At 69.3% G+C, this 19,888-nt stretch carries 21 protein-coding genes; 5 read left to right on the top strand and 16 right to left on the bottom strand.

Annotated elements, in window-relative coordinates; genetic code table 11:
* Positions 1-28: 28 nt before the first annotated feature.
* Genes rdgB through murI form a run of 4 tightly spaced genes read right to left on the bottom strand, consistent with a single transcriptional unit; the run spans position 29 to position 3,380 of the window.
* A complete protein-coding gene (rdgB, locus tag HNO80_RS11005; RefSeq protein ID WP_175322897.1) occupies positions 29-694 on the bottom strand; it encodes an RdgB/HAM1 family non-canonical purine NTP pyrophosphatase in 666 nt (221 codons plus the stop codon).
* On the bottom strand, positions 691-1,449 hold the full coding sequence (gene rph / locus HNO80_RS11000; RefSeq protein ID WP_217500816.1) for a ribonuclease PH: 759 nt from the start codon (positions 1,447-1,449) through the stop codon (positions 691-693). The genes rdgB and rph overlap by 4 nt, the downstream gene beginning before the upstream one ends.
* 51 nt (positions 1,450-1,500) lie before the next feature.
* A complete protein-coding gene (locus tag HNO80_RS10995) occupies positions 1,501-2,298 on the bottom strand; it encodes an MBL fold metallo-hydrolase (RefSeq protein ID WP_175322896.1) in 798 nt (265 codons plus the stop codon).
* Positions 2,295-3,380, bottom strand: coding sequence for a glutamate racemase (murI, locus tag HNO80_RS10990; RefSeq protein ID WP_249777297.1), 1,086 nt, complete (start codon positions 3,378-3,380; stop codon positions 2,295-2,297). Before murI ends, HNO80_RS10995 begins: the two co-directional genes overlap by 4 nt.
* Positions 3,381-3,473: 93 nt before the next feature.
* Here murI and HNO80_RS10985 point away from each other — a divergent pair, with 93 nt between their 5' ends.
* Positions 3,474-3,875 (top strand): VOC family protein, encoded by a 402-nt coding sequence (locus HNO80_RS10985; protein ID WP_175322895.1) that lies wholly within the window; start codon positions 3,474-3,476, stop codon positions 3,873-3,875.
* Between the two features lie 15 nt (positions 3,876-3,890).
* Here HNO80_RS10985 and HNO80_RS10980 read toward each other — a convergent pair whose 3' ends face one another.
* Positions 3,891-4,451 carry a DUF2017 domain-containing protein gene (locus HNO80_RS10980; RefSeq protein WP_175322894.1) on the bottom strand — a complete coding sequence of 187 codons (561 nt, stop codon included), beginning with the start codon at positions 4,449-4,451 and terminating at the stop codon, positions 3,891-3,893.
* A complete protein-coding gene (clpS, locus tag HNO80_RS10975) occupies positions 4,444-4,812 on the bottom strand; it encodes an ATP-dependent Clp protease adapter ClpS (RefSeq protein WP_175322893.1) in 369 nt (122 codons plus the stop codon). The genes HNO80_RS10980 and clpS overlap by 8 nt, the downstream gene beginning before the upstream one ends.
* 37 nt (positions 4,813-4,849) lie before the next feature.
* Between clpS and HNO80_RS10970 the strand changes: the two genes are divergently transcribed.
* From HNO80_RS10970 to HNO80_RS10960, 3 genes are all read left to right on the top strand, one after another.
* A complete protein-coding gene (locus tag HNO80_RS10970; protein ID WP_349627336.1) occupies positions 4,850-6,178 on the top strand; it encodes a nicotinate phosphoribosyltransferase in 1,329 nt (442 codons plus the stop codon).
* The gene (locus HNO80_RS10965) at positions 6,179-6,832 is read left to right on the top strand and encodes an isochorismatase family protein (RefSeq protein WP_175322892.1); all 654 of its coding nucleotides are present in this window, start codon (positions 6,179-6,181) and stop codon (positions 6,830-6,832) included. It abuts the gene before it with no gap.
* 80 nt (positions 6,833-6,912) lie between these two features.
* Entirely contained in the window at positions 6,913-7,257 is a 345-nt protein-coding gene (locus HNO80_RS10960; protein WP_175322891.1) for a hypothetical protein, read from the top strand.
* 104 nt (positions 7,258-7,361) lie between these two features.
* Here HNO80_RS10960 and HNO80_RS10955 read toward each other — a convergent pair whose 3' ends face one another.
* The 8 genes from HNO80_RS10955 to HNO80_RS10920 all read right to left on the bottom strand — a co-directional run bounded on the left by HNO80_RS10955 (position 7,362) and on the right by HNO80_RS10920 (position 17,061).
* A complete protein-coding gene (locus HNO80_RS10955) occupies positions 7,362-9,161 on the bottom strand; it encodes a DEAD/DEAH box helicase (RefSeq protein WP_175322890.1) in 1,800 nt (599 codons plus the stop codon).
* A 191-nt stretch (positions 9,162-9,352) separates the two neighbouring features.
* Positions 9,353-9,688 carry a DUF3039 domain-containing protein gene (locus tag HNO80_RS10950; protein ID WP_502707843.1) on the bottom strand — a complete coding sequence of 112 codons (336 nt, stop codon included), beginning with the start codon at positions 9,686-9,688 and terminating at the stop codon, positions 9,353-9,355.
* A gap of 126 nt (positions 9,689-9,814) precedes the next feature.
* A complete protein-coding gene (gene nagB / locus HNO80_RS10945; protein ID WP_175322888.1) occupies positions 9,815-10,597 on the bottom strand; it encodes a glucosamine-6-phosphate deaminase in 783 nt (260 codons plus the stop codon).
* A 51-nt stretch (positions 10,598-10,648) separates the two neighbouring features.
* The gene (locus tag HNO80_RS10940) at positions 10,649-12,220 is read right to left on the bottom strand and encodes a transporter (protein WP_175322887.1); all 1,572 of its coding nucleotides are present in this window, start codon (positions 12,218-12,220) and stop codon (positions 10,649-10,651) included.
* Positions 12,202-12,987 (bottom strand): ABC transporter ATP-binding protein, encoded by a 786-nt coding sequence (locus HNO80_RS10935; protein ID WP_175322886.1) that lies wholly within the window; start codon positions 12,985-12,987, stop codon positions 12,202-12,204. Before HNO80_RS10935 ends, HNO80_RS10940 begins: the two co-directional genes overlap by 19 nt.
* Positions 12,988-13,013: 26 nt before the next feature.
* Complete coding sequence (locus HNO80_RS10930; protein ID WP_175322885.1) at positions 13,014-14,114, bottom strand: NADH:flavin oxidoreductase/NADH oxidase; 1,101 nt, start codon at positions 14,112-14,114, stop codon at positions 13,014-13,016.
* Entirely contained in the window at positions 14,114-15,130 is a 1,017-nt protein-coding gene (locus HNO80_RS10925; RefSeq protein ID WP_175322884.1) for a tetratricopeptide repeat protein, read from the bottom strand. Before HNO80_RS10925 ends, HNO80_RS10930 begins: the two co-directional genes overlap by 1 nt.
* A 113-nt stretch (positions 15,131-15,243) precedes the next feature.
* Positions 15,244-17,061 carry a DUF8094 domain-containing protein gene (locus HNO80_RS10920; protein ID WP_175322883.1) on the bottom strand — a complete coding sequence of 606 codons (1,818 nt, stop codon included), beginning with the start codon at positions 17,059-17,061 and terminating at the stop codon, positions 15,244-15,246.
* Between the two features lie 202 nt (positions 17,062-17,263).
* Between HNO80_RS10920 and HNO80_RS10915 the strand changes: the two genes are divergently transcribed.
* Complete coding sequence (locus HNO80_RS10915) at positions 17,264-18,574, top strand: AI-2E family transporter (protein ID WP_502707842.1); 1,311 nt, start codon at positions 17,264-17,266, stop codon at positions 18,572-18,574.
* Positions 18,575-18,585: 11 nt separating this feature from the next.
* Here the strand turns inward: HNO80_RS10915 and HNO80_RS10910 are convergent, their stop codons facing one another.
* Both HNO80_RS10910 and HNO80_RS10905 read right to left on the bottom strand, forming a co-directional pair.
* Positions 18,586-19,383, bottom strand: coding sequence for an alpha/beta hydrolase (locus tag HNO80_RS10910; RefSeq protein ID WP_175322882.1), 798 nt, complete (start codon positions 19,381-19,383; stop codon positions 18,586-18,588).
* Positions 19,384-19,444: 61 nt separating this feature from the next.
* Positions 19,445-19,828, bottom strand: coding sequence for an Rv1322 family protein (locus tag HNO80_RS10905; RefSeq protein WP_175322881.1), 384 nt, complete (start codon positions 19,826-19,828; stop codon positions 19,445-19,447).
* Between the last annotated feature and the right edge of the window lie 60 nt (positions 19,829-19,888).

Raw genomic sequence — 19,888 nt, 5'->3', positions numbered from 1 at the left:
ATCCTTTTTGCGTTTACCAAGGCAGACGCTACCTGCCGGCCAGGGCCTCCACGATCGCCGGCAGCAGCGCCCGGAAGGCGTGGCCGCGGTGGCTGATCGCGTTCTTCTCCGCCGGGCTGAGTTCGGCGCAGCTGCGGTCCAGGCCGCTCGGCTGGAGCACCGGATCGTAGCCGAAGCCGCCCGCCCCGCGCGGCTCCCGCAACAGCGTGCCTTCCAGCTGGCCGTACTCCACCACTTCGCGCGCTTCCTCGCCGGCCAGGCCCGGCACGGCGAGTGCCGCCGCGCAGACAAAGGCCGCGCCACGGTACTCGTCCGGCACGTCGGCAAGCTGGTCCAGCAGCAGCTGCAGGTTCGCGGCGTCGTCCCCGTGCCGGCCTGCCCAGCGGGCGGAGAAGATGCCCGGGGCGCCGCCCAGGACGTCGACCGCCAGGCCGGAGTCGTCGGCGATCGCGACGAGGCCGGTGGCCTCCGCCACCGCCCGGGCCTTAAGCAGCGAATTCTCAGCGAAGGTCACGCCGGTCTCGGCGACGTCCGGGGCACCGACGGCGCCAGCGTCTACCACCTGCGTGTCGACGTCGAGTCCGGGCAGCTGGCCGCGCAGCAGCTCGCGCAGTTCCCGCAGTTTGCCCTGGTTGTGGGTCGCGAGGACCAGGACCGGCGGGTTCGGCTGGTTACTTGACGGAGCGTCGCTCACGGGGCCTCGGCCAGGGTTTCGCGCTGGATGGCGGCGAGCTGCTCCGTGCCGAGCAGGGCCAGGTCCAGCAGCTTGTTGAGCTCGTCGCGGTCGAACGGCGCGCCCTCGGCGGTGCCCTGGACCTCGACGAACTTGCCCGAGCCCGTGACCACGACGTTCATGTCGGTCTCGGCGCGGACATCCTCCACGTACGGCAGGTCCAGCATCGGCACGCCGTCGATGATGCCCACCGAGACGGCCGCGATGGTGTCCATCAGCGGCTGCGCGTTGCGGGCGATCAGCTTGTTCTCGCGTGCGTAGCGGATCGCTTCGGCGAGGGCGACGTAGGCGCCGGTGATGGCGGCCGTGCGGGTGCCGCCGTCGGCCTGCAGGACGTCGCAGTCCAGCACGATGGTGTTTTCGCCGAGGGCCTTGGTGTCGATGATGGAGCGCAGCGAGCGGCCGATCAGGCGGGAAATCTCGTGCGTGCGGCCGCCGATCTTGCCCTTGACGGACTCGCGGGCGGAGCGGGTGTTGGTGGCCCGCGGCAGCATGGCGTATTCGGCGGTGACCCAGCCGCGACCCTCGCCCTTGAGCCAGCGCGGCACGCCTTCAGTCAGCGACGCCGTGCAGAGCACCCGGGTGTTGCCGAACTCGATCAGGGCGGAGCCCTCAGCCTGCTTGGACCAGCCACGGGTGATGCTGATAGGGCGGAGCTGGTCGGGCGTGCGGCCATCGGCGCGGATGACGGGGGCAGTAAGGGCTTCGGAAGTCATGCCTTCCAGCATATCGACTTGGCAGGTGCGCTTCTTCCCTCGAACGGCCGTTCAGACGGTGTAGTGCACGCCCGCGACGGCAACGGCCACGTGCTGGCCGAAGACCTCCTTGGCCTCGGCCATCACCTTGGTCGGGGATGTCCAGACCGGGATGTGGGTCAGCAGCAGCCGCCGCGCCCCGGCGGCCACGGCCGCTTCGCCGGCGCGTTTGCCGGTCAGGTGCACGTCCTTGATGCCGTCGTCGCGGCCTTCCTCGAACGCCGCCTCGCAGAGGAACAGGTCCGCGTCCCGGGCCGCGTCCTCGAGGCCGCCGCAGGAGTCGGTGTCTCCCGAGTAGCCCAGCACCCGGGTAACCGGGGTGCCGTCCTTGTCCGGTTCGGTGACCTCCACCCGCAGGGCGTAGGCCTCCTCGACCGGGTGGTTCACCGCGAACGGGGTCACGGTGAAGGGGCCCATGGCCACGGGCTTGCGCTCGGACCAGTTGCTGAAATCGAACTCCTCGTGCATGCCCGGGTCCAGATCCAGGCCGTAGGCGGTGGCCATCCGGTCCGCGGTGGCGGCGGGTCCCCAGACCGGGATCCGGCCGCGTCCCCAGCCGCCCGGCTTCCAGCGCACCGCGACGTGCAGCCCGCACAGGTCCATGCAGTGGTCGGGGTGCAGGTGGGTCAGGAAGATCCCGTCGATGTCCTCCAGGTCGGTGTACCGCTGGATGGCGCCAAGGGCGCCGCTGCCCAGGTCCAGTACGATCTTCCAGCTCCGCTCGCCGTCGTGCGCGGTCAGCAGGTAGCACGACGCCGGCGAGCCGGGCCCGGGAAAGGACCCGGTGCAGCCCACGATAGTCAGCTTCACAGGCCGGACCTCCGGAGGCCGGCCAGCGGCGAAGCATCGGAGGCGACAAAATCGGAGGATACGAAGTTGGAGATCCGCGGCCGGCCGGCGCCGGCCTGCGCGGCGGCGATCATTTCCGGGGTGATCCGGGCGAGACTGCCGGTGGGGTACTGCGCGGCCACGTGGTCCACGTGGCGGACGCTGAGGACCTCGGGGCCGAGGAAACGGCGGGCGAGGTGCTCGAACTGCGCGGCGTCGCCGGTGGCGATGAAGTTGTACTCCGGGGCGGTCGTGCCGGTGCGCTCCAGGCCCCGCGACGCTAGCGCACGGTACACGTCTTTGGCAGTTTCTTCCGCGCTGGACACCAGCGTGACGTCCTCACCAAGGACGAAGGAGATCACACCCGTGAGCAGCGGGTAGTGCGTGCAGCCCAGCACCACGGTGTCCACGCCGGCCGCGGTGAGCGGGGCCAGGTATTCGCGGGCGACGGCGAGCAGTTCCGGCCCGGTGGTGATGCCGGCCTCCACATAGGAGACGAAGGCCGGGCAGGCCACCGAGGTGATGTCCAGGTCCGGTGCTGCCGCAAAGGTGTCCTCGTAGGCGCGGGAGCCCACGGTGGCGGAGGTCCCGATCACGCCGACGCGGCCGTTGCGGGTGGCCGCAACCGCACGCCTGACGGCCGGCTGGATCACTTCGATCACCGGGATGCCGTAGCGGGCGGTATACCGTTCGCGCGCGTCGCGCAGCACGGCGGCGGAAGCGGAGTTGCAGGCGATTGTGAGCAGCTTGACGCCGGAATCGACCAGTTCGTCCATCACGCCGAGCGCATTGGCGCGGACCTCGGCGATGGGCAGCGGACCGTAAGGCCCGTGCGCGGTGTCGCCGACGTACAGGATGGATTCGTTGGGCAGCTGGTCAATGATCGACCGTGCCACCGTGAGGCCTCCGACGCCGGAATCGAAGACGCCGATCGGGCGCTCCCCCGGCCGGGAATCCCCGGTGCTGCCCGCTGCGGTCTCCGCCGCAGCTTCCGCTGCCGGATCCGTGCTCGATGCTGAAGTCATGATTATTCGAGGATAGGGCTTCGCCATAGGCGCGGCCATCACATTGTGTCGAGCAACTCGTGTCTAATGGGTCACACGCGGCGCCAGCATCAGCTGATGGTCGTCGGATATCCGACTTCGTAGGATGTGCACATGACGGCACTGCAGATCTATGTCAGCTTCCCCGGAACGGCACGTGAAGCACTCGGCTTCTACGCGGACGTCTTCGGCGGCGAGGTTACCTTGTTTACCTATGCGGAGTTCAACCGCAGCGACGGCCCGCCTGACGCCATCGCCCACGGAATGCTCGACGGCGCCGTCGCTCTGGCCGGATCGGATGCGGCAACCGGCGAGAAGAGCGTCCGGCTCGAAGGCGTGATGCTCTCGTTGCTGGGGACGGCCGAACCGGCGGTTCTGCACGAGTGGTTCGACCGGCTCGCGGAAGACGGCAAAGTAGTCGACCCCCTCTCGCCGAAGCCCTGGGGCGCTTCGGACGGCCAGGTCATCGATCGCCACGGACTTCACTGGCTCATCGGGTACGAACACGCGTCCTAAAGGAGCCGGCCGGCCTCAGGCCTCAAGCGAGGCCAGCATCGCCTGGACCAGGGACTCCTGCAGCCAGGTGGTGAAGTTGTAGACCAGGGCCAGGTAGCTTTCCACGTCCTCGGCCTGCGACCAGTCCTGCATCCGGTGGACGTGCTCGGCGTCGGCGTCGTCCCGGATGTCGAGCCGCTCGGCGAGCACCAGCCGGACGTCGTTGAGCGCGGTGGACCAGTGCCGGGCGTCCGCGGGCGTCAACACCAGCTCGTCCTTGTCCAGGCCGAGGGCTGCAGCCTTCAACGCGCCGATCTTGCTCTCCCGCAGCGAGCGCTCGGTGTACCGGCGGAACTCCAGGGAGGCCTTGTCGTCGTCCTTCATGACGTTGGGCAGCAGCCGGCGCAGTGCGCGGTCCGACGGCTCGCGGGCCTCGGTGTCCAGCCCGACCAGCGCCGCCAGCGGATCCTGGTTGGCCCGTTCCTCCGGCTCCAGCATGGAAATGACGTCGTCGAAAAGACTGCGCAGCAGATCCCGCTCGGCCGGCTCCAGGTAGCCCGTGATGCCCTTGAGCCCGTATTTGAAAGCCTTAGCCACGTTTTCCCTTGCCCTTGCCTGATCCGTTGCCGCCGTGGCCGCTGCTGGCCTTCTCCACGGTGGCCCACAGGCCGTAGCCGTGCATCGCCACTGCATGCTGCTCCACCTGCTCCTTGCTGCCATGCGCCACGATGGAGCGGCCCTTCTTATGGACCTCCAGCATTAGTTTGTTGGCCTTCGCCTCGGAATAGCCGAAGTAGCTGCGGAACACGTAGCTCACATAGCTCATCAGATTTACCGGATCATTCCAGATCACGAGGTTCCAAGGGATGTCCGGGGCGGTCAGGACGTCGGTCGACGACGCTGTTCCGGTCTGGGTGCTCTCCTGGGTGTCAGGGCCGAGCGCAACGCTGAGGGTCATCTGTCCATTCTATGGGGAGGCGCACTAGAGTGAATTTGTGAGTACCTCAGCTGGCTGGGACCATCCCCGCACGTCCCTGTACACCGACCACTACGAGCTGACCATGCTGCAGGCCGCGCTGCATTCCGGTGCCGCCCACCGCAAGTCGGTGTTCGAAGCCTTCGCGCGGCGGCTGCCGGACGGCCGGCGCTACGGTATCGTGGCGGGCACCGGTCGGCTGCTGGAGGGGATCGCCGACTTCCGCTTCGGCGACGCCGAGATCGACTTCCTGCGCCGGACCAAGGTGGTCAACGAGGAAACCTTGGAGTACCTCGCCAATTTCTCCTTCTCGGGCGACATCTGGGGCTACGCCGAGGGCGAGGCATATTTCCCCAACTCCCCCATCCTGATCGTCGAATCCACTTTCGCCGAAGCCTGCATCCTTGAGACGTACATCCTCTCGATCCTCAACCACGACAGCGCCATCGCTTCCGCGGCCTCCCGCATGATCACGGCCGCTGGCGCCCGGCCCTGCGTCGAGATGGGCTCCCGCCGGACCCAGGAGGAATCCGCCGTCGCGGCCGCACGCGCCGCCGTGATCGCCGGCTTCGACAGCACCTCCAACCTCGAGGCCGGCCGGCGCTACGGGATCAAGACGGTGGGCACGGCCGCCCACTCCTTCACCCTGCTGCATGACACCGAGCGCGAGGCGTTCGAGGCACAGATCGCCTCGATGGGTGCCGGCACCGCGCTGCTCGTGGACACCTACGACGTCGAAGCGGCCGTCCGGACCGCCGTCGAACTGGCCGGCGACAAGCTGGGCGCGGTCCGGCTGGATTCCGGCGACCTCGTGGCGCAGGCCCAGTGGGTCCGGCAGCTGCTCGACCAGCTGGGCAACGAGAACACCCGGATCATCGTCACCTCGGACCTCGATGAATTCGCCATTGCGGCACTGCAGTCGGCCCCGGTGGACTCCTACGGCGTAGGCACCTCGCTGGTGACCGGCTCCGGCGCGCCGACGGCGAGCATGGTCTACAAGCTGGTCAGCCGCACCGACGACTCCGGCGCCTTCGTTCCGGTAGCCAAGGCGGCCAAGAACAAGACCAGCAAGGGCGGGCGCAAATACGCGCTGCGCAGGCTCAACGAGCGCGGCACCGCCAGCCAGGAAATCGTCGGCATCGGGCACCACCCGGACGACGACGGCAACGACCGGCAGCTGTTGCAGCAGTTCATCAAGAACGGCGAGCTGCTGCCCGGCTGGACCGGGCCCGAGGGCGTCGTGCGGGCGCGGCAGCGCCACGCGGACAGCATGAAGGAGCTCCCGGCCGTGGTCAACCGGCTCCAGCGCGGCGAAGCAGCCATCCCCACCATCTACGAGGAGGACTGAATGTCACGTGCCTTGATCATCGTTGACGTGCAGAACGATTTCTGCGAGGGCGGGGCGCTCCCGGTCGAGGGCGGAGCGGCCTTGGCGGCCGAGATCAGCGAATATGTCGACGCCCACCACGGGCAGTTCGACCACGTCGTGGCCACCCAGGACTGGCACATCGAGCCGGGCGCGCACTTCTCGGAGCAGCCCGACTTTGTCGACAGCTGGCCGCCGCACTGTGTCGCCGGCACCCGCGGCGCGGAGCTGCACCCGGACCTGGACACCGAATACATCCAGGCCTACTTCCGCAAGGGACAGTTCACCGCGGCCTACTCCGGCTTCGAGGGGCTGCTGGCCCCGGATGACGCCGTCCCCACCGGCGACCGTGCGCCCGGTTCGCTGCCGATAGGCGGCGCCGCCGGTGCCGCAGCCAGCAGCGATTTCGCCGCTGGCGAGGATGCCATCGGCCTGGACGACTGGCTGCAGAGCCACGACGTCGAGGAGGTGGTGGTCGTGGGCATCGCCACCGACCACTGTGTGAAGGCCACCGCCCTGGACGCCGTCCAGGCCGGCTACTCCGTCACCGTGCTGCGCGGGCTCACGGTGGGGATCGCCGAGGATCTCGACGACGCCTTTGCGGAGATGGAGTTCGGCGGCGTCGACATCGCCTGAGCTCGTCGCCGCCTCGAGCCGCACAGTAGACTCGGAATCCTTGCCAGTAACGTCGGACCCGCAAATTCCCGGAGTACACCATGAAGAAGACCCTGACCGTCCTGATCGCTGCCGGGACCCTGCTTGGCGCAGCCGCCTGCTCGGCCCCGAAGATGACCAGCGAGGAAACCTGCTCCCGCGTTAAGGCGATCACCTCCTCGCCGACCTCCAGCTCGGACAAGTTCGGCATGACGCGTCTGGCCAACCAGATCCGCCCCATCGAGGCGACCGCCTCCGAGGAGCTGCAGGCGCCGCTGCAGTCGATTCTGGACTACCTCGACGAGTCCGCCAAGAAGGAACCGGACACGGCCAAGCTGGAAGAACTGAAGGCCCAGTACACCGCGGCGGGCCAGAAGCTCTCGCAGACCTGCGGCGGGACCCGGTAGCAGCGGCGGCACGCCAACAATAATGCATCAAAAAAGGGACCGGTCACGCCGGTCCCTTTTTGCATCCGGTCTTCTTGGCCGGTGCGGCGGCCGCCGGCAGCCGCCTATTTCCGGCCGATGAACCAGTCCTGGAGCTTCCGGAGCCGGGTTTGCAGCTGCTCTTCGTTGGCCTGGGCCACGGCCGGGCCGCCGCACACGGTCCGCAGCTTGGTGTGGATGACGCCGTGCGGGGTCCCGGTCCGTGCGGACCAGGCCGCGACGTTCTTGGCCAGCTCCGTGCGCAGGTCCATCAGCATCCGGTGGTCCGGCACGGCCGGCGCCGCTTCGACGGTTCCGGCCCGCGAAGCGTCCCCCTGCGGGGCGCGCTTGTTCTTGCGGTTGAGCTGTTCGTGCTGGCGCTGGCGCAGCAGGGTGCCGACCTGTTCGGCGTCGAGCAGGCCGGGAATCCCGAGGAAGTCCAGCTCATCCTCCGAGCCCACCTCGCCGCCGGTCCCGAACTCGCCGCCGTCGAACAGCACCCGGTCGAAGGAGGCCTGCGAGTCGAGCGCCTCGAACTTGCCCTTCATCAGGGTGTCGGAGGCTTTCTCCTCGCGGTTCGCCTCGTCCATCAGCGAATCCTCGGGGTTGAACAGCCCGTCGGCGTCTTCCTTCTCCGGGCGGTCCAGGGCGTGGTCCCGCTCGGCTTCCATGGAGTTAGCCAGCGCCATCAGCTGCGGCACCGAGGGCAGGAACACCGACGCCGTCTCGCCGCGCTTGCGGGCACGAACGAAGCGGCCCACGGCCTGGGCGAAGAACAACGGGGTCGACGTCGAGGTCGCGTAGACGCCGACCGAAAGCCGCGGGACGTCCACGCCTTCGGAGACCATGCGGACCGCAACCATCCAGCGCTTGTCGCCGGCCGAGAACTCCTCGATCTTGCTGGAGGCCTTCGCGTCGTCGGAGAGGATGACGGTGGGTGATTCGCCGGTGATCTTCTTCAACTGGCCGGCGTAGGCCCGCGCGTCGTCGTGGTCGGTGGCAATCACCAGGCCGCCGGCGTCGGGCACGGTACGCCGCACCTCACTGAGGCGCTTGTCCGCCCCGGCCAGCACGGCCGGGATCCACTCGCCGGCCGGGTTCAATGCCGTCCGCCAGGCCTGGGACGTGATGTCCTTGGTGACCGCGGCTTCGCCGAGGGAGGCCGCCATCTCGTCCCCGGCGCTGGTCCGCCAGCGCATCTGGCCGGAGTAGGCCATGAACATCACCGGGCGGACCACGTGGTCGCGGAGGGCCTTGCCGTAGCCGTAGGTGTAGTCGGCCTTGGAGCGACGGATGCCGTCGCGGTCCTCGGCGTACTCGACGAACGGGATCGGCGAGGTGTCCGAACGGAACGGAGTACCCGTCAGGGACAGGCGCCGGGCCGCGGGATCGAAGGCCTCGCGCAGACCGTCGCCCCAGGACAGCGCTTCGCCGCCGTGGTGGATTTCGTCGAGGATCACCAGCGTGCGCGCCGCCTCGGTCTTGGCCCGGTGCAGCATCGGCTTGCTGGCCACCTGGGCGTAGGTGACCGCGACGCCGATGAAGCCGCGGCCGTGCTGGCCGTCGGCGTTCTTGAAGTTCGGGTCGATCGCGATGCCCACCTTCGCGGCGGCATCGGCCCACTGGCGCTTGAGGTGGTCTGTCGGGGCCACGATGGTCACCCGGTTCACCACGCCGGCCTCGATCAGCATCGAGGCCACGCGCAACGCGAAGGTGGTCTTGCCTGCGCCGGGGGTGGCGACCGCCAGGAAGTCCTTGGGGTGGCTGCTGAAATAGCTGTCCAGGGCTTCCTGCTGCCAGGCACGCAGCTTCGGGGCGGTACCCCACGCGGCCCGCTCGGGATATGCGGGGGGCAGCACGGGTCCGCCAAAGAGTGTCTCTGTCACTTAGGAGTCCTCCCCTCCGCGCACGGCAGCCGGTTCCGGAGAAACCCAATTAAGCACAAAAACACCAATCTTTTTCGGATGAACCGGACAGCAGGAGCGCGGCGGATCCCGCAGCGCGGGGCGGCAGTGCCGGCACGGCGCCGGCAGCCGCAACGGATCCAGCCCGCTGCGGGTGGCCTATGTCGAAGGCCTTATTTCCCGGAGTCTCCGCCGTCGCCGCCCGGGCGGAGGCCCTCATAGACCTCTTTGCACTCCGGGCAGACCGGGAACTTCTTCGGATCGCGGCCGGGCGTCCACACCTTGCCGCAAAGGGCAATGACGGGTTCACCCGACAGGGCGGATTCCATGATCTTTTCCTTGCGCACGTAGTGCGAGAAGCGCTCCCGGTCGCCCGGCTCCACTTCCTGGCGCAGTTCCTCGCGCTCAATCGTAGCCGTCGACGTCCCGGCTCCGGAGAGCTCACGCATCGGGTCGTTTTCCAGGTCGTTTTCCAGGGCACTCGTCATGGGATCCGTCATGCTGGTCATGACATCCATCTTAGCCGCTGGTACGGACGGAATCGCGACGGCGGCTTCCGGCGTCGGACGGAATGCCGGCGCGCCGGGGGCCCTCCGGTGGCGCTCGGCGCCCCTCCGGGCACGCCGTCGCCGTTGTTACAGACCCTGCCAGCGCGGCTTGCCGTCGTAGCTGTGCCGGTAGTAATCGGCGAGTCGGAGCGAGGAGGCCGCCGCCTCGTCCAGGAGGACGGTGACGTGGGGATGCAGCTGAAGGACAGACGCCGGACAGATGGCGGCCACTGGTCCCTCGGCGAAGTCGCGGACGGTCTGTGCCTTCTGCGCCCCGGTGGCGAGGAGGATCACGTGCCGGGCGTCCAGGATGGTCCCGAGTCCCTGGGTGAGGACGTGGTGCGGCACCTCGGCCAGGCTCCCGAAAAAGCGGGCGTTATCCCGCCGCGTCTGCTCAACCAGGGTTTTGATCCGGGTCCGGGACGCGAGCGAGGACCCCGGTTCGTTAAAGCCGATGTGTCCGTCCGTACCCACCCCGAGGAGCTGGAGGTCCACTCCCCCGGCGGCCCGGATCGCGTCCTCGTACGCCCGGCAGGCCGCGGGAATGTCGTCGGCCTCCCCCTCTGGTCCGCGGACGTTGTCCGGGCTGATGTTCACGCGGCCGGTGAATTCGCGCCGGATGACTTCGCGGTAGGACTCGGGGTGCCCCGCCGGGAGCCCGACGTATTCGTCCAGGATGAAGGCGCGGGCACGGCCGAAGTCGAGGCCGCCGCGCTCATGCCGCTGCGCGAGCTCCTCGTACACCGGCAGCGGCGACGATCCGGTGGCCAGGCCCAGGACGGCATCGGGCTTGCGCCGCAGCAGGGTCTCGATCGCGTCGGCGGCGAGGGCGGCAATCGGCCTGCCGCCGGGAAGAATGACGACCTCCATGACGGCAGGCTATCCCACTCCGGCACCCACGGCCCGGGCCGTCAGACCCGGTCAGCGGTTGACGGCCAGCTGCGCCAGCAGTTCCGGGGTGCGCGAATCGAACCATTTGCCGCCCAGCCGCACCCCGGCGATGAACAGGGCCAAGCCCAGCACCGGCCCGAGGACCAGACAGATCCAACCCGCCACCGCGCTGCCGCCCGCGAGCTGCAGCGCCACCAGCACCAGCTCCGGGCTCACCAGCAGCAGCAGGACCGCCATGCCGCCGAACTGCACGGCCAGGGTCTGTGCCACGTTGCCCGGCGGCTTCTTGAACGGGCTGTCGCCGGGCAGCGGCACGGGCACGGTGTAGCGCGCCGAGACCACGGAGGACAGACCCAGCCCGGTGAACAGCACGCCCAGGGCCAGGCCGAGGATGCCGGGCAACAGCGTCCAGTCGCCGGTAAAGAACATCGGGAGGACGCTGAAGACCAGCACCACTGGCAAAGCGAAGACCAGGCACGCCACGGCTCTTCCGAGCCTGTCGTGCAGGCCGCGCACGCCGGCGGAGACGTGCAGGGCAAAGGCCGTGCTGTCGTAGGAGACGTCCGATGCGATGGACCAGGCGAGCAGGAAGGCGGTCAGCGGACCGACGAACAGCAGGATCCCGTAGAACCCGGTCTGGCTGGCCTGGAAGAAGAGCAGCACCGGCAGCAGCGGCACCACCACCAGGGCGCCGGCGTAGCGTGGATCGCGCAGCCAGTAGCTCAGCGAGCGCGCAACGATCGCTCCCGTGGGGGTGGCCGGAACCAGGGCGAACAGCCCCAGCCCGGCCGCTTTCTTCTTTGCGGTGCCGGCGTAGGGCGGTGTGACGAGCGCGCGCTGCAGCAGGAGCTTCCAGCACAGGGCAAGGGCCGCCAGGGTGGCGGCGGCGATGAGCAGCTTGAGCGCGGCCGGCCCATAGTGGCCGGCGGCAAGCTCTCCGCCGAGGGCCCACGCGGCCCCGGCGGGCGTCCATTCGAGGAACCGCGCAAGCTCAGCCACGAACCCGGCGTTGCCGGCGATCCCGCGGGCGACGCCGGCAACAATTGGCCCCATCAACACCAGCGGGATCAGGAACGCCACCGCGCTGACGTCCTTGAAGCGCCGGGAGCTGGCCAGGCTCACCGTGCCGGCCGTGACCACCCTGGAGAGCACGACGCAGGTGAGCACGCCGAGGACCGCGCCGGCCAGGGCACCGGCCGCGGCAAGGAAGCCACGGGACCAGGTGCCCACGGTGGCCAGCGCAACGAGCGTCGTCGCCGCCCCCGGAATGCCGATCAGCCCGGCCAGCGCGAGGCCTGCCAGCAGTTGCGGCATCGGCACCGCAAAGGTCGTGAACCGGGCCGGGTCCAGCGTCATGTCCGCCGCCGACGCCACAATCGGGATGACCGCCCAGCCCAGGACCGCGGCCGCGCCGCCCAGCACCACCACCGTCTGGGCCGTCGCGACGTCGGCCTGGCGCAGGAGCAGCAGCCCGGCGACACCGAGCCCCACAATCCCCAGGGCGTACAGCGCCCCGATGCCGAGGCCCACCAACTGCCAGGGGCTGCGCCGGAGGCTGTTGCGCAGCAGGGTGAGCTTGAGCCTCAGAAGGTGCGCAACCATTCCAGCCCTTCCGTGTGGCTGCGGCCGCCCACCAGCTGGACAAAGCGGTCCTCCAGCGACTCGCCGGCGCGCACCTCGTCGACGCTGCCGGCGGCCAGCACCCGGCCGGCTGCCACGACGGCGACGTGGTCGCACATCCGCTGCACGAGGTCCATGACGTGGCTGGAGACGATCACCGTGCCCCCGGACGCGACGTAGCGGTCCAGAATGTCACGGATGTTGGCGGCGGAGACCGGGTCCACCGATTCGAACGGCTCGTCCAACACCAGCAGCCGGGGCGCGTGGATCAGCGCCGAGGCCAGGGCGATCTTCTTGGTCATGCCGGCGGAGTAGTCCACCACCAGCGTGCCGGCGTCCTGGCTGAGGTCCAGGGCAGCGAGCAGCTCCGCCACCCGCGACGCCACCACCTCACGGTCCATGCCGCGCAACAGGCCCGCGTAGCTCACCAACTGCTCGCCAGTCAGCCGGTCGAAGAGCCGGACACCGTCCGGCAGCACTCCCATCAGCTTCTTGGCCTCCAGCGGACGCTGCCAGACATCAACGCCGTGGACCAGGGCGGTGCCGAAATCCGGCCGCAGCAGCCCGGTGGCCATCGACAGCGTCGTGGTCTTGCCGGCGCCGTTGGGGCCGACGATGCCGTAGAAGGAGCCGGTCGGAACGTCGAGGCTGATGCCGTCGACGGCGATCTTGGTGCCGAAGCGTTTGGCCAGCCCGCGCAGGGCCAGCGCCGGGACTGGGGGTCGCGGGTGCGGGCGTTCGAAAGTCATGACGTTAGACTAACCGCCGCGGCCGCCTAAAACGTGTGCCGCGGGATGGCGCGTTCGTACTGCGGCGGCCAGGCCAGCTCGTGGCCCAGTTCGAACGCGGCACGCAGCCACCAGTGCGGGTCCCGCAGCGCGGCACGGGCGATGAACACGCCATCGGCCTGCCCCGTGGCGACTGCGTGCTCGGCCTGTCCTGCCGAGGTCAGCAACCCCACAGTGCCGGTCCGTACACCGGCTTCGCGACGGATCCGGGCGCTGAATCCGGTCTGGTAGCCGGGGCCGACCGGAATCGACTGGTGCGCCACGGCCCCGCCGCTGGAAACGTCCACGAGGTCCACCCCGTGTTCGCCGGCTGCGCGGGCCAACCGCACCGAGGCTTCGGCGTCGATGCCGCCCTCGGCCCAGTCGGAGGCGGAGATCCGCAGCAGCAGCGGCATCGAGTCCGGGATGACGTCCCGGACGGCGTCGATCACGGCCAGGGTCAGCCGGTTGCGCCCGGCCTCGTCCCCGCCCCAGCTGTCGGTCCGGTCGTTGACCAGCGGGCTCTGGAACTGGTGCAGCAGGTAGCCGTGGGCGCCGTGGATCTCGATCGTGTCGAAGCCGGCGCCGACAGCCCGGACCGCGGCGGCGGTGAAGTCGGCGATCACGCCGTCGATCTCTTGCTCTGTCATGGCCGACGGCGGGGCATAGCCGTCGAAGGCGCCGGTGCCCGGGCCCAGGGTGCTCCAGCCGCCCTCGGAGGCGGGCACTGTGCCGGTCTTGCCGGAGAACGGCCAGTAGGAGGACGCCTTGCGTCCGGCATGCGCCAGCTGCGTGCCGATCTTGGCGTTGGCGGAGCCGTGGCGGTGGACGAAGGAGACAATCCGCTGCCATGCCTCGGCCTGGGCGTCGTTGTAGAGGCCGGCGTCCCGGGGGCTGATCCGCCCGGCCGCGTTGACGGCGGCCGCCTCGGTCAGGATCAGGGCTGCTCCGCCGGTGGCGAAGGAGCCGAGGTGCATCAGGTGCCAGTCATTGGGCACGCCCTCACCGGTCTCAGGTTCGCAGCTGTACTGGCACATCGGGGAGACCCAGCCGCGGTGCTCCAGCCGCAGCGAGCGCAGCTCCAGCGGGGTGAACAGCGCCGAGCCCACTAGAACAGCACCCGCGCGAGGTTCTGCCGGGCCTTGGCAACACGCGGGTCGGAGGTCCCCACCACGTCGAAAAGCTCAAGCAGGCGCACCCGGGCGGTTTCCCGTTCCGGGCCGAAGTTCCGGCCGATGAACGTCACGATTCGTCCCAGGCCGTCCTCGACGTGGCCGCCGGCAATGTCCAGGTCGGCAACGGCGAGCTGGGCCTCCAGGCTGTCCGGCTCCTCGGCGGCACGGCCGCGGAGTGCGTCCGTTTCTGCGGCCGACAGTGCCTGCAGGCGGCCCATGAGCTCTACCTGCGCCAGGCCGGCCTTGGCCTCGGCGTCGGCGGGCATCTCGGTCAGCGCCTGCCGGTAAGCCGCGGCAGCGCCGTCATAGTCGCCGGCTTCGATGGCGTCGAACGCCTTCTGGTGCAGGGGCGGCAGCGGCGGAGCCTCGGGCTCGGCCGCGCCGGGGCCGCCGGCGCCGATCCGGCCGGTCACGCCATTGGCCGCCGCCACCTTGAGGAGTTCGTCAAAGAGGCTGCGCACCTGCTGCTCCTCGGCGCCGCCCTGGAACAGCGGCACGGGCTGGCCCTTGACCACGGCGACGGCGGTCGGAACGGCCTGCACCTGGAAGGCCTGCGCGAGTTGGGGGAATGCATCGATGTCGGCGGCGCCAAGAACCAGCCGTCCCTCGTAGCTTTCGACGATCTGTTCCAGCGCATCCACGAGCTGCGCGGACCCGGGCGAGTAGTTGGCCCATAGCGCAATCACCACCGGAACCTGGGCGGAGAGGTCCACGAGCTCCTGGAAGTTGGCCTCGGTGACGTCCACCCGCAGTGGAGTCCCGGCGGAGCCACCGTCGGGTGCACCAGCGCCCGCGCCGGCCGCGCCTGCTCCGGGGGCCGGCGGCCGTCCCGCCCCGGCGCCCGCCGGCGGCGCGGGGCGCTGCTTCAGCGAGGAGAGGTCGACGGCGCCGCGCAGGTTGAGCGGGTTGGCGGCAGCTGGAGGGACCGGGCGGGAAGCTGGCGAAGTCATAGCTCCACTCTATCCACTACGCCGCACGCAGCAACGACCGGGCCGCGATTGCGGCCCGGTCGTTGCCGTGAGCTTCCGGCCAGGGCGTCAGCCGGGCTGTGTCCTGCTGGAGGCTACTTGATTTTTGCCCCGATCAGGCCGCGGGTGGCGGCAACCAGTTTCATCGGGTCCTTCGAACCGGTCGGCGGGACATAGACGGCCACGGCTTCGGCGAAGCTCAGGACCATCCCGGTGCTCGTCTCCTTGCCTCCGGCCAGGGCCGCGGCGTCGTTACCGATCGTCAGCTTGTCGCCGGAGTTCTTCGGCGTCCCGTCGAAGGCGAAGTCCAGCCGGCCCAGGACCAGGGCGCCGCCGTCGGCGGTGCGGAACACCACGGTGTCCTCAGGAACAACCTTGTGGCTGAAGCTGAACTTGCCGTTTGTGCCCGACTTCACCACGTCCTTCTGGTACGCCAGGGTGTCAGCAATGTACGGCGAGGACTGCCCTTCCGTGAGCTTGTCCTTGAAGCTGGAGTCGGCCTTGGTCAGCCGGTCGGCCAGCCCGGACAGCGCTTCCTGGCCGCTGTACAGCAGCCCGGACTTGTCCGAGGCAGCCAAGGTCTCGGTGCCCCCGCGGTTGATACCCGGGAAGGTGGTGCCCGGCTGCAGCGGAGTGGCCGCAACCAGCTTGTAGTTCTCCCGCGGGGCAGCCTGCACGAGGGTCAGCAGCTGCGGGACCACGTTGCCGTCACCCTGCGTCACAGCCATGACGGAGCGCGGCCAGCTGCGCTTATTGCTGACCACCGTGGTGAGGAGCTTCGTGGAGCGCACCGGCATCCGAGGCTCATAGCTGCCCACCCGGGAACGGATCTTGTAGTTCTGCTTGCGCACCTCGAGTTCGGTCGCCCCTACGCGGGGCGCAAGCTTGGCGGCGTCCTTGGCCGCGTCGCCGGCGTCGACGGCGCTGGCGACCTGCTCAAGGATGCGGCGGAACTGCGCGTCCAGCAGGACCGGAGCATCGGCGGCCTGGCCGGCAGCCGAGGACGAGGAACTGCTCGGCGACGGCGAGGGAGCCTGGCTGGCCTGCGCCGCGACGCCCGTGCCCGCTACCGCGGCGGCGGTCAGCAACGCTACCGCCGCACCGGAGCGGCGGCGAAAGGCCGACGGGGCAACAACGCGTTCAACACTGCCGTCGCGGGCCGGAGCGGCGCCCGGGGCACCGCCGGCGTTGGGGGCAGCGACCTTGGCCTTGGCCTTGGCCCGCGCGCGCTGGGCAAACAAGCTGCCCTTCGGAGTGCCCCCGCCGGAGCCACCGGCGGCACCGCCGTCGTCGGTGTTGCTCTCGTTCTCCCGCTTGATTAACAGCAAGGCCGCGCCGGCGAGGATCAGCAGGCCGCCCAGCACCATGAACGGAACGGCCCAGGGAGTGGACGTGTCATTCGGGAACGTCATCGAGATCGACGAGGGGGCGGCCTTGGAGCCGTCCGAGGCGAGCAGCAGGGCCCAGTCGCCGTCCGCCGGCGCCGTCCAGGAGTAGTCCAGTTCGCCATTGGCATTCTCCGTGGTGACCCACAGGTCGGAGCCTGCCGGGGACGGCGCCTTCGCGTCGCCGTCGGCGTGGTCAAGCTGCAGCGACTTGCCGTCGTCCGAGACACCGGACACGGTGTTGTGGGCGGTCTTCCCCACCCACGCATCGACATCGTCCGGGCGGCCGGCGGCGAGCATGAAGTTGCCCTCCCCCTTGACCTGGATCTTCACCGTGCCGCCGTGCAGGGTGCGCAGTTTCTCGTCGAAGACGGTCAACGGGGCAGCTGTGCCGCCCGTGGGTGCGGTGGCGGTGACGGTCTCGGCCGGAGCCCAAACCGTCTTCTGGCCGATCCCGGCCAGCAGTGTCAGGAGGCCGAGCAGCACAAGTGCAACTGCAGTCTTGAAACGCAAAATATTACCTATCATCAGCGGACACGTAGCTTTAAGAGTAACCGTTTTGTTACCTGAGAGTCAGATCGGGGTCCTTGTCAAGCCCCTCATCGGCGTCGTCGGTCGCTGCTGAGCCGCCAGCTGGCAAGGCTGCTGATAGTGTTTGCGGTGATCATCACACCCGGCCCGCAACCGCGGTTTTGCAGGGAATTTTCGGAGAAAAAGGGCCTTCAACGCAGTGACTGAACCCACGGATGCGTCCCCCGTAGGACACCCCGCAAGCCAGGAATCCGGCAGCCAGCCACGCGGACCGCACGAGCCGGCCCCGCAGCTCTCGACCCCGCGCGCAGCCGCGGCGGGCTTCTTGATTTCGATGGCGCGCCGCCTGCGACAGCCGCTGCCGGGCGCCCAGCCTCGCCTGCGTTTCGAGATGCCGCCCGAACAGGATGAGGAAGCCCCGTCCGCCCCGGACAGCGAGAGCACCGCAAAGTTCGGCGATCCCGGCCCGCGGATGTCGTCCCAGCACCCGCTGTACGTCGGCTTCATGGGAACTGTCGGCGTGGGCGCTGCCCTCCTGGTTTATTGGATCGGTTCCAACACCACCCAGCTGCTGCTCTGGATTGTCACCGCGCTGTTCATTGCCCTCGGCCTGGATCCCGTGGTGCGCTGGCTGGAAGGCAAAAAGGTGCCGCGGCCGGCGGGAATCCTGGTCTCCGTCGCCGTGCTGGCGCTGGCCGTCACCGGTTTCTTCGCCACTTTGATCCCCACGATCGTCCAGCAGGTGACCCAGGTCGTCCAGGAAGCGCCGCACTGGATCCAGGACTTCATAGACTCCGACTTCTTCCGCACGGTGGACAGCCAGTTTGGCGTGCGCGACCGGATCAGCCAGGAACTCGAGAAGTTCGTCAACAACCCGGAGGCCATGAGCGGGATCTTCGGCGGCGTCGTCGGGTTCGGCTCCACCGTGGCGAACGGCCTGTTCGGCGCCCTGATCGTCCTGGTCCTCAGCCTCTACTTCCTCTCCGCCATGCCGGCCATGAAGAAGTGGGGCTACCGGCTCGCCCCGCGCTCCCGCCGCGCCCGGGTCGAGGCGCTATCCGAGGAGATCACCGGCTCGGTCGGCAACTACGTCATCGGCCAGGTCTGCGTGGCGCTGCTGAACGCCACCTTCGCCTTCATCGTGATGTCGATCGTGGGGGTGCCGTTCGCCTTGCTGCTCGCGTTCGTCGTGGCCCTGCTCGCCTTCATCCCCCTGGTCGGCGGCATGATCGCCGGCGTGCTGGTCACCTTGATCGCCCTCACCGCGGGCTGGCAGACGGCCGTGGTCTTCGCGATCTGCTACTTCGCCTACCTGCAGTTCGAGGCGTACTTCATCTCACCGCGCATCATGCAGAAGGCAGTCGCAGTGCCCGGCGCGGTCGCCGTGATCTCGGTGATCGCCGGCGGCAGTGTGCTCGGCGTGCTCGGTGCCCTGATCGCCATCCCCACGGCCGCGGCGATCATGCTGCTGGTCAAGGAAATCTTCATCGTGCGCCAGGACAAGCACTAGCGGTTCCCGGCTCAGGAGTGGGCGGTGGCCACCGGGCCGGCCCACTCCTCGGGCAGGGCACTGCTGCTGCCGCCCGGGAGCACCTCGGCCACGATCTCGTTGAGCACCCGGCCGGCGTACTTCTCGCCCACCCACAGGTGCTTGGCGCCGTCGACGCCCACGACGTCGGCGTGCGGCACCGGGCTGAAGCGCTCAGCGGCGGCCACCGGCTGCAGGTAGTCGTCGTGCTCCGGGACCAGGACCTTCAGCGGCTTGCCGGAGGCGGCCCATTCCTTGAGGTGGACGTCCGTGGCGCGGTGCAGCGGGGGCGAGAGCAGGATGGCGCCCTCGATTTCGGAGGCCACGGGCTCGGTGGCGCCGTACATCAGCGCGAGTTCGGTGCCGAAGGACCAGCCGACCAGCCAGCGGTTGGGCAGTCCGCGCTCGACGGCGAAGCGCACCGCCGCCTCCACGTCGAGCCGTTCGCCGATGCCTTCCTCGAAGGAACCCTGGCTGGTTCCCCGCGGCGAGGAGGTCCCGCGCGTGTTGAACCGCAGCACCGCGATGCCGGCGAGGGCCGGGAGGCGGTAGGACGCCTTGCGGTAAACGTGCGAGTCCATGAAGCCGCCGTGGGTCGGCAACGGGTGCAGCGTGATGAGGGTTGCCTTGATCTCCCCGGACTCGGGAAGCGCCAGTTCGCCGACCAGCCGGTGACCGTCCGCGGTGCGAAGTTCCACGTTTTCGCGGTGCGCCGGCAGCACGGTCGAGGCACGGATGGCGGTGGGCGCGGTGGGCTGGCTGAACACGTAGGACGCCGGGTCGAAAGTCATGCCCTCCAGCTTAGCGAAACCGGGCAGGGTTGGCCGTCCCAGTTGGCCCCGGCGAAGGCGCTCAGCGGTACCGGTAGCTGCGCGAGGTCCAGCAGTTCGAGTGCCAGTGCCGGCGCTCGGCCAGGCCGGCGGCCGCGCCAAAGATGTGGTCCTCCGACCAGACGACGAGGTGCGCGGTGCCCGGCGGCACGGCGGTGAAGCATCCGGGGCAGATGTACGTCTTTCCGGCCCGGCTGGCGGAGATCGAGCGGACCATCCATTCGCCGTCGGGGGCGCTCTCCCGCCGCGCGATCCCGGTCCGGGCGCGCTCCAGGTCCAGTTCCGGCGCGGGGCCGGCGCCTTTCCCGGCACCCTTCCCTCCGCCTTTCCCTGTCCCTTTCCCTACCCCTTTTCCTGCGGAAGAGTGGCCGGACGCGGCTCGGCGGGGTCGGTTGGAACGGGGCATGACTCCATTCTGCCCCAGCCCGGCTGCTCCCCCACCACCACGAGGCCGCCACGGCTCCCG

Origin of the sequence: Arthrobacter sp. C9C5 (genome assembly GCF_013359735.1) — a bacterium.
Taxonomy (GTDB): domain Bacteria; phylum Actinomycetota; class Actinomycetes; order Actinomycetales; family Micrococcaceae; genus Arthrobacter.
Note: the sequence above shows the minus strand (reverse complement) of the source record. Positions and strands in the feature narration are given on the sequence as shown.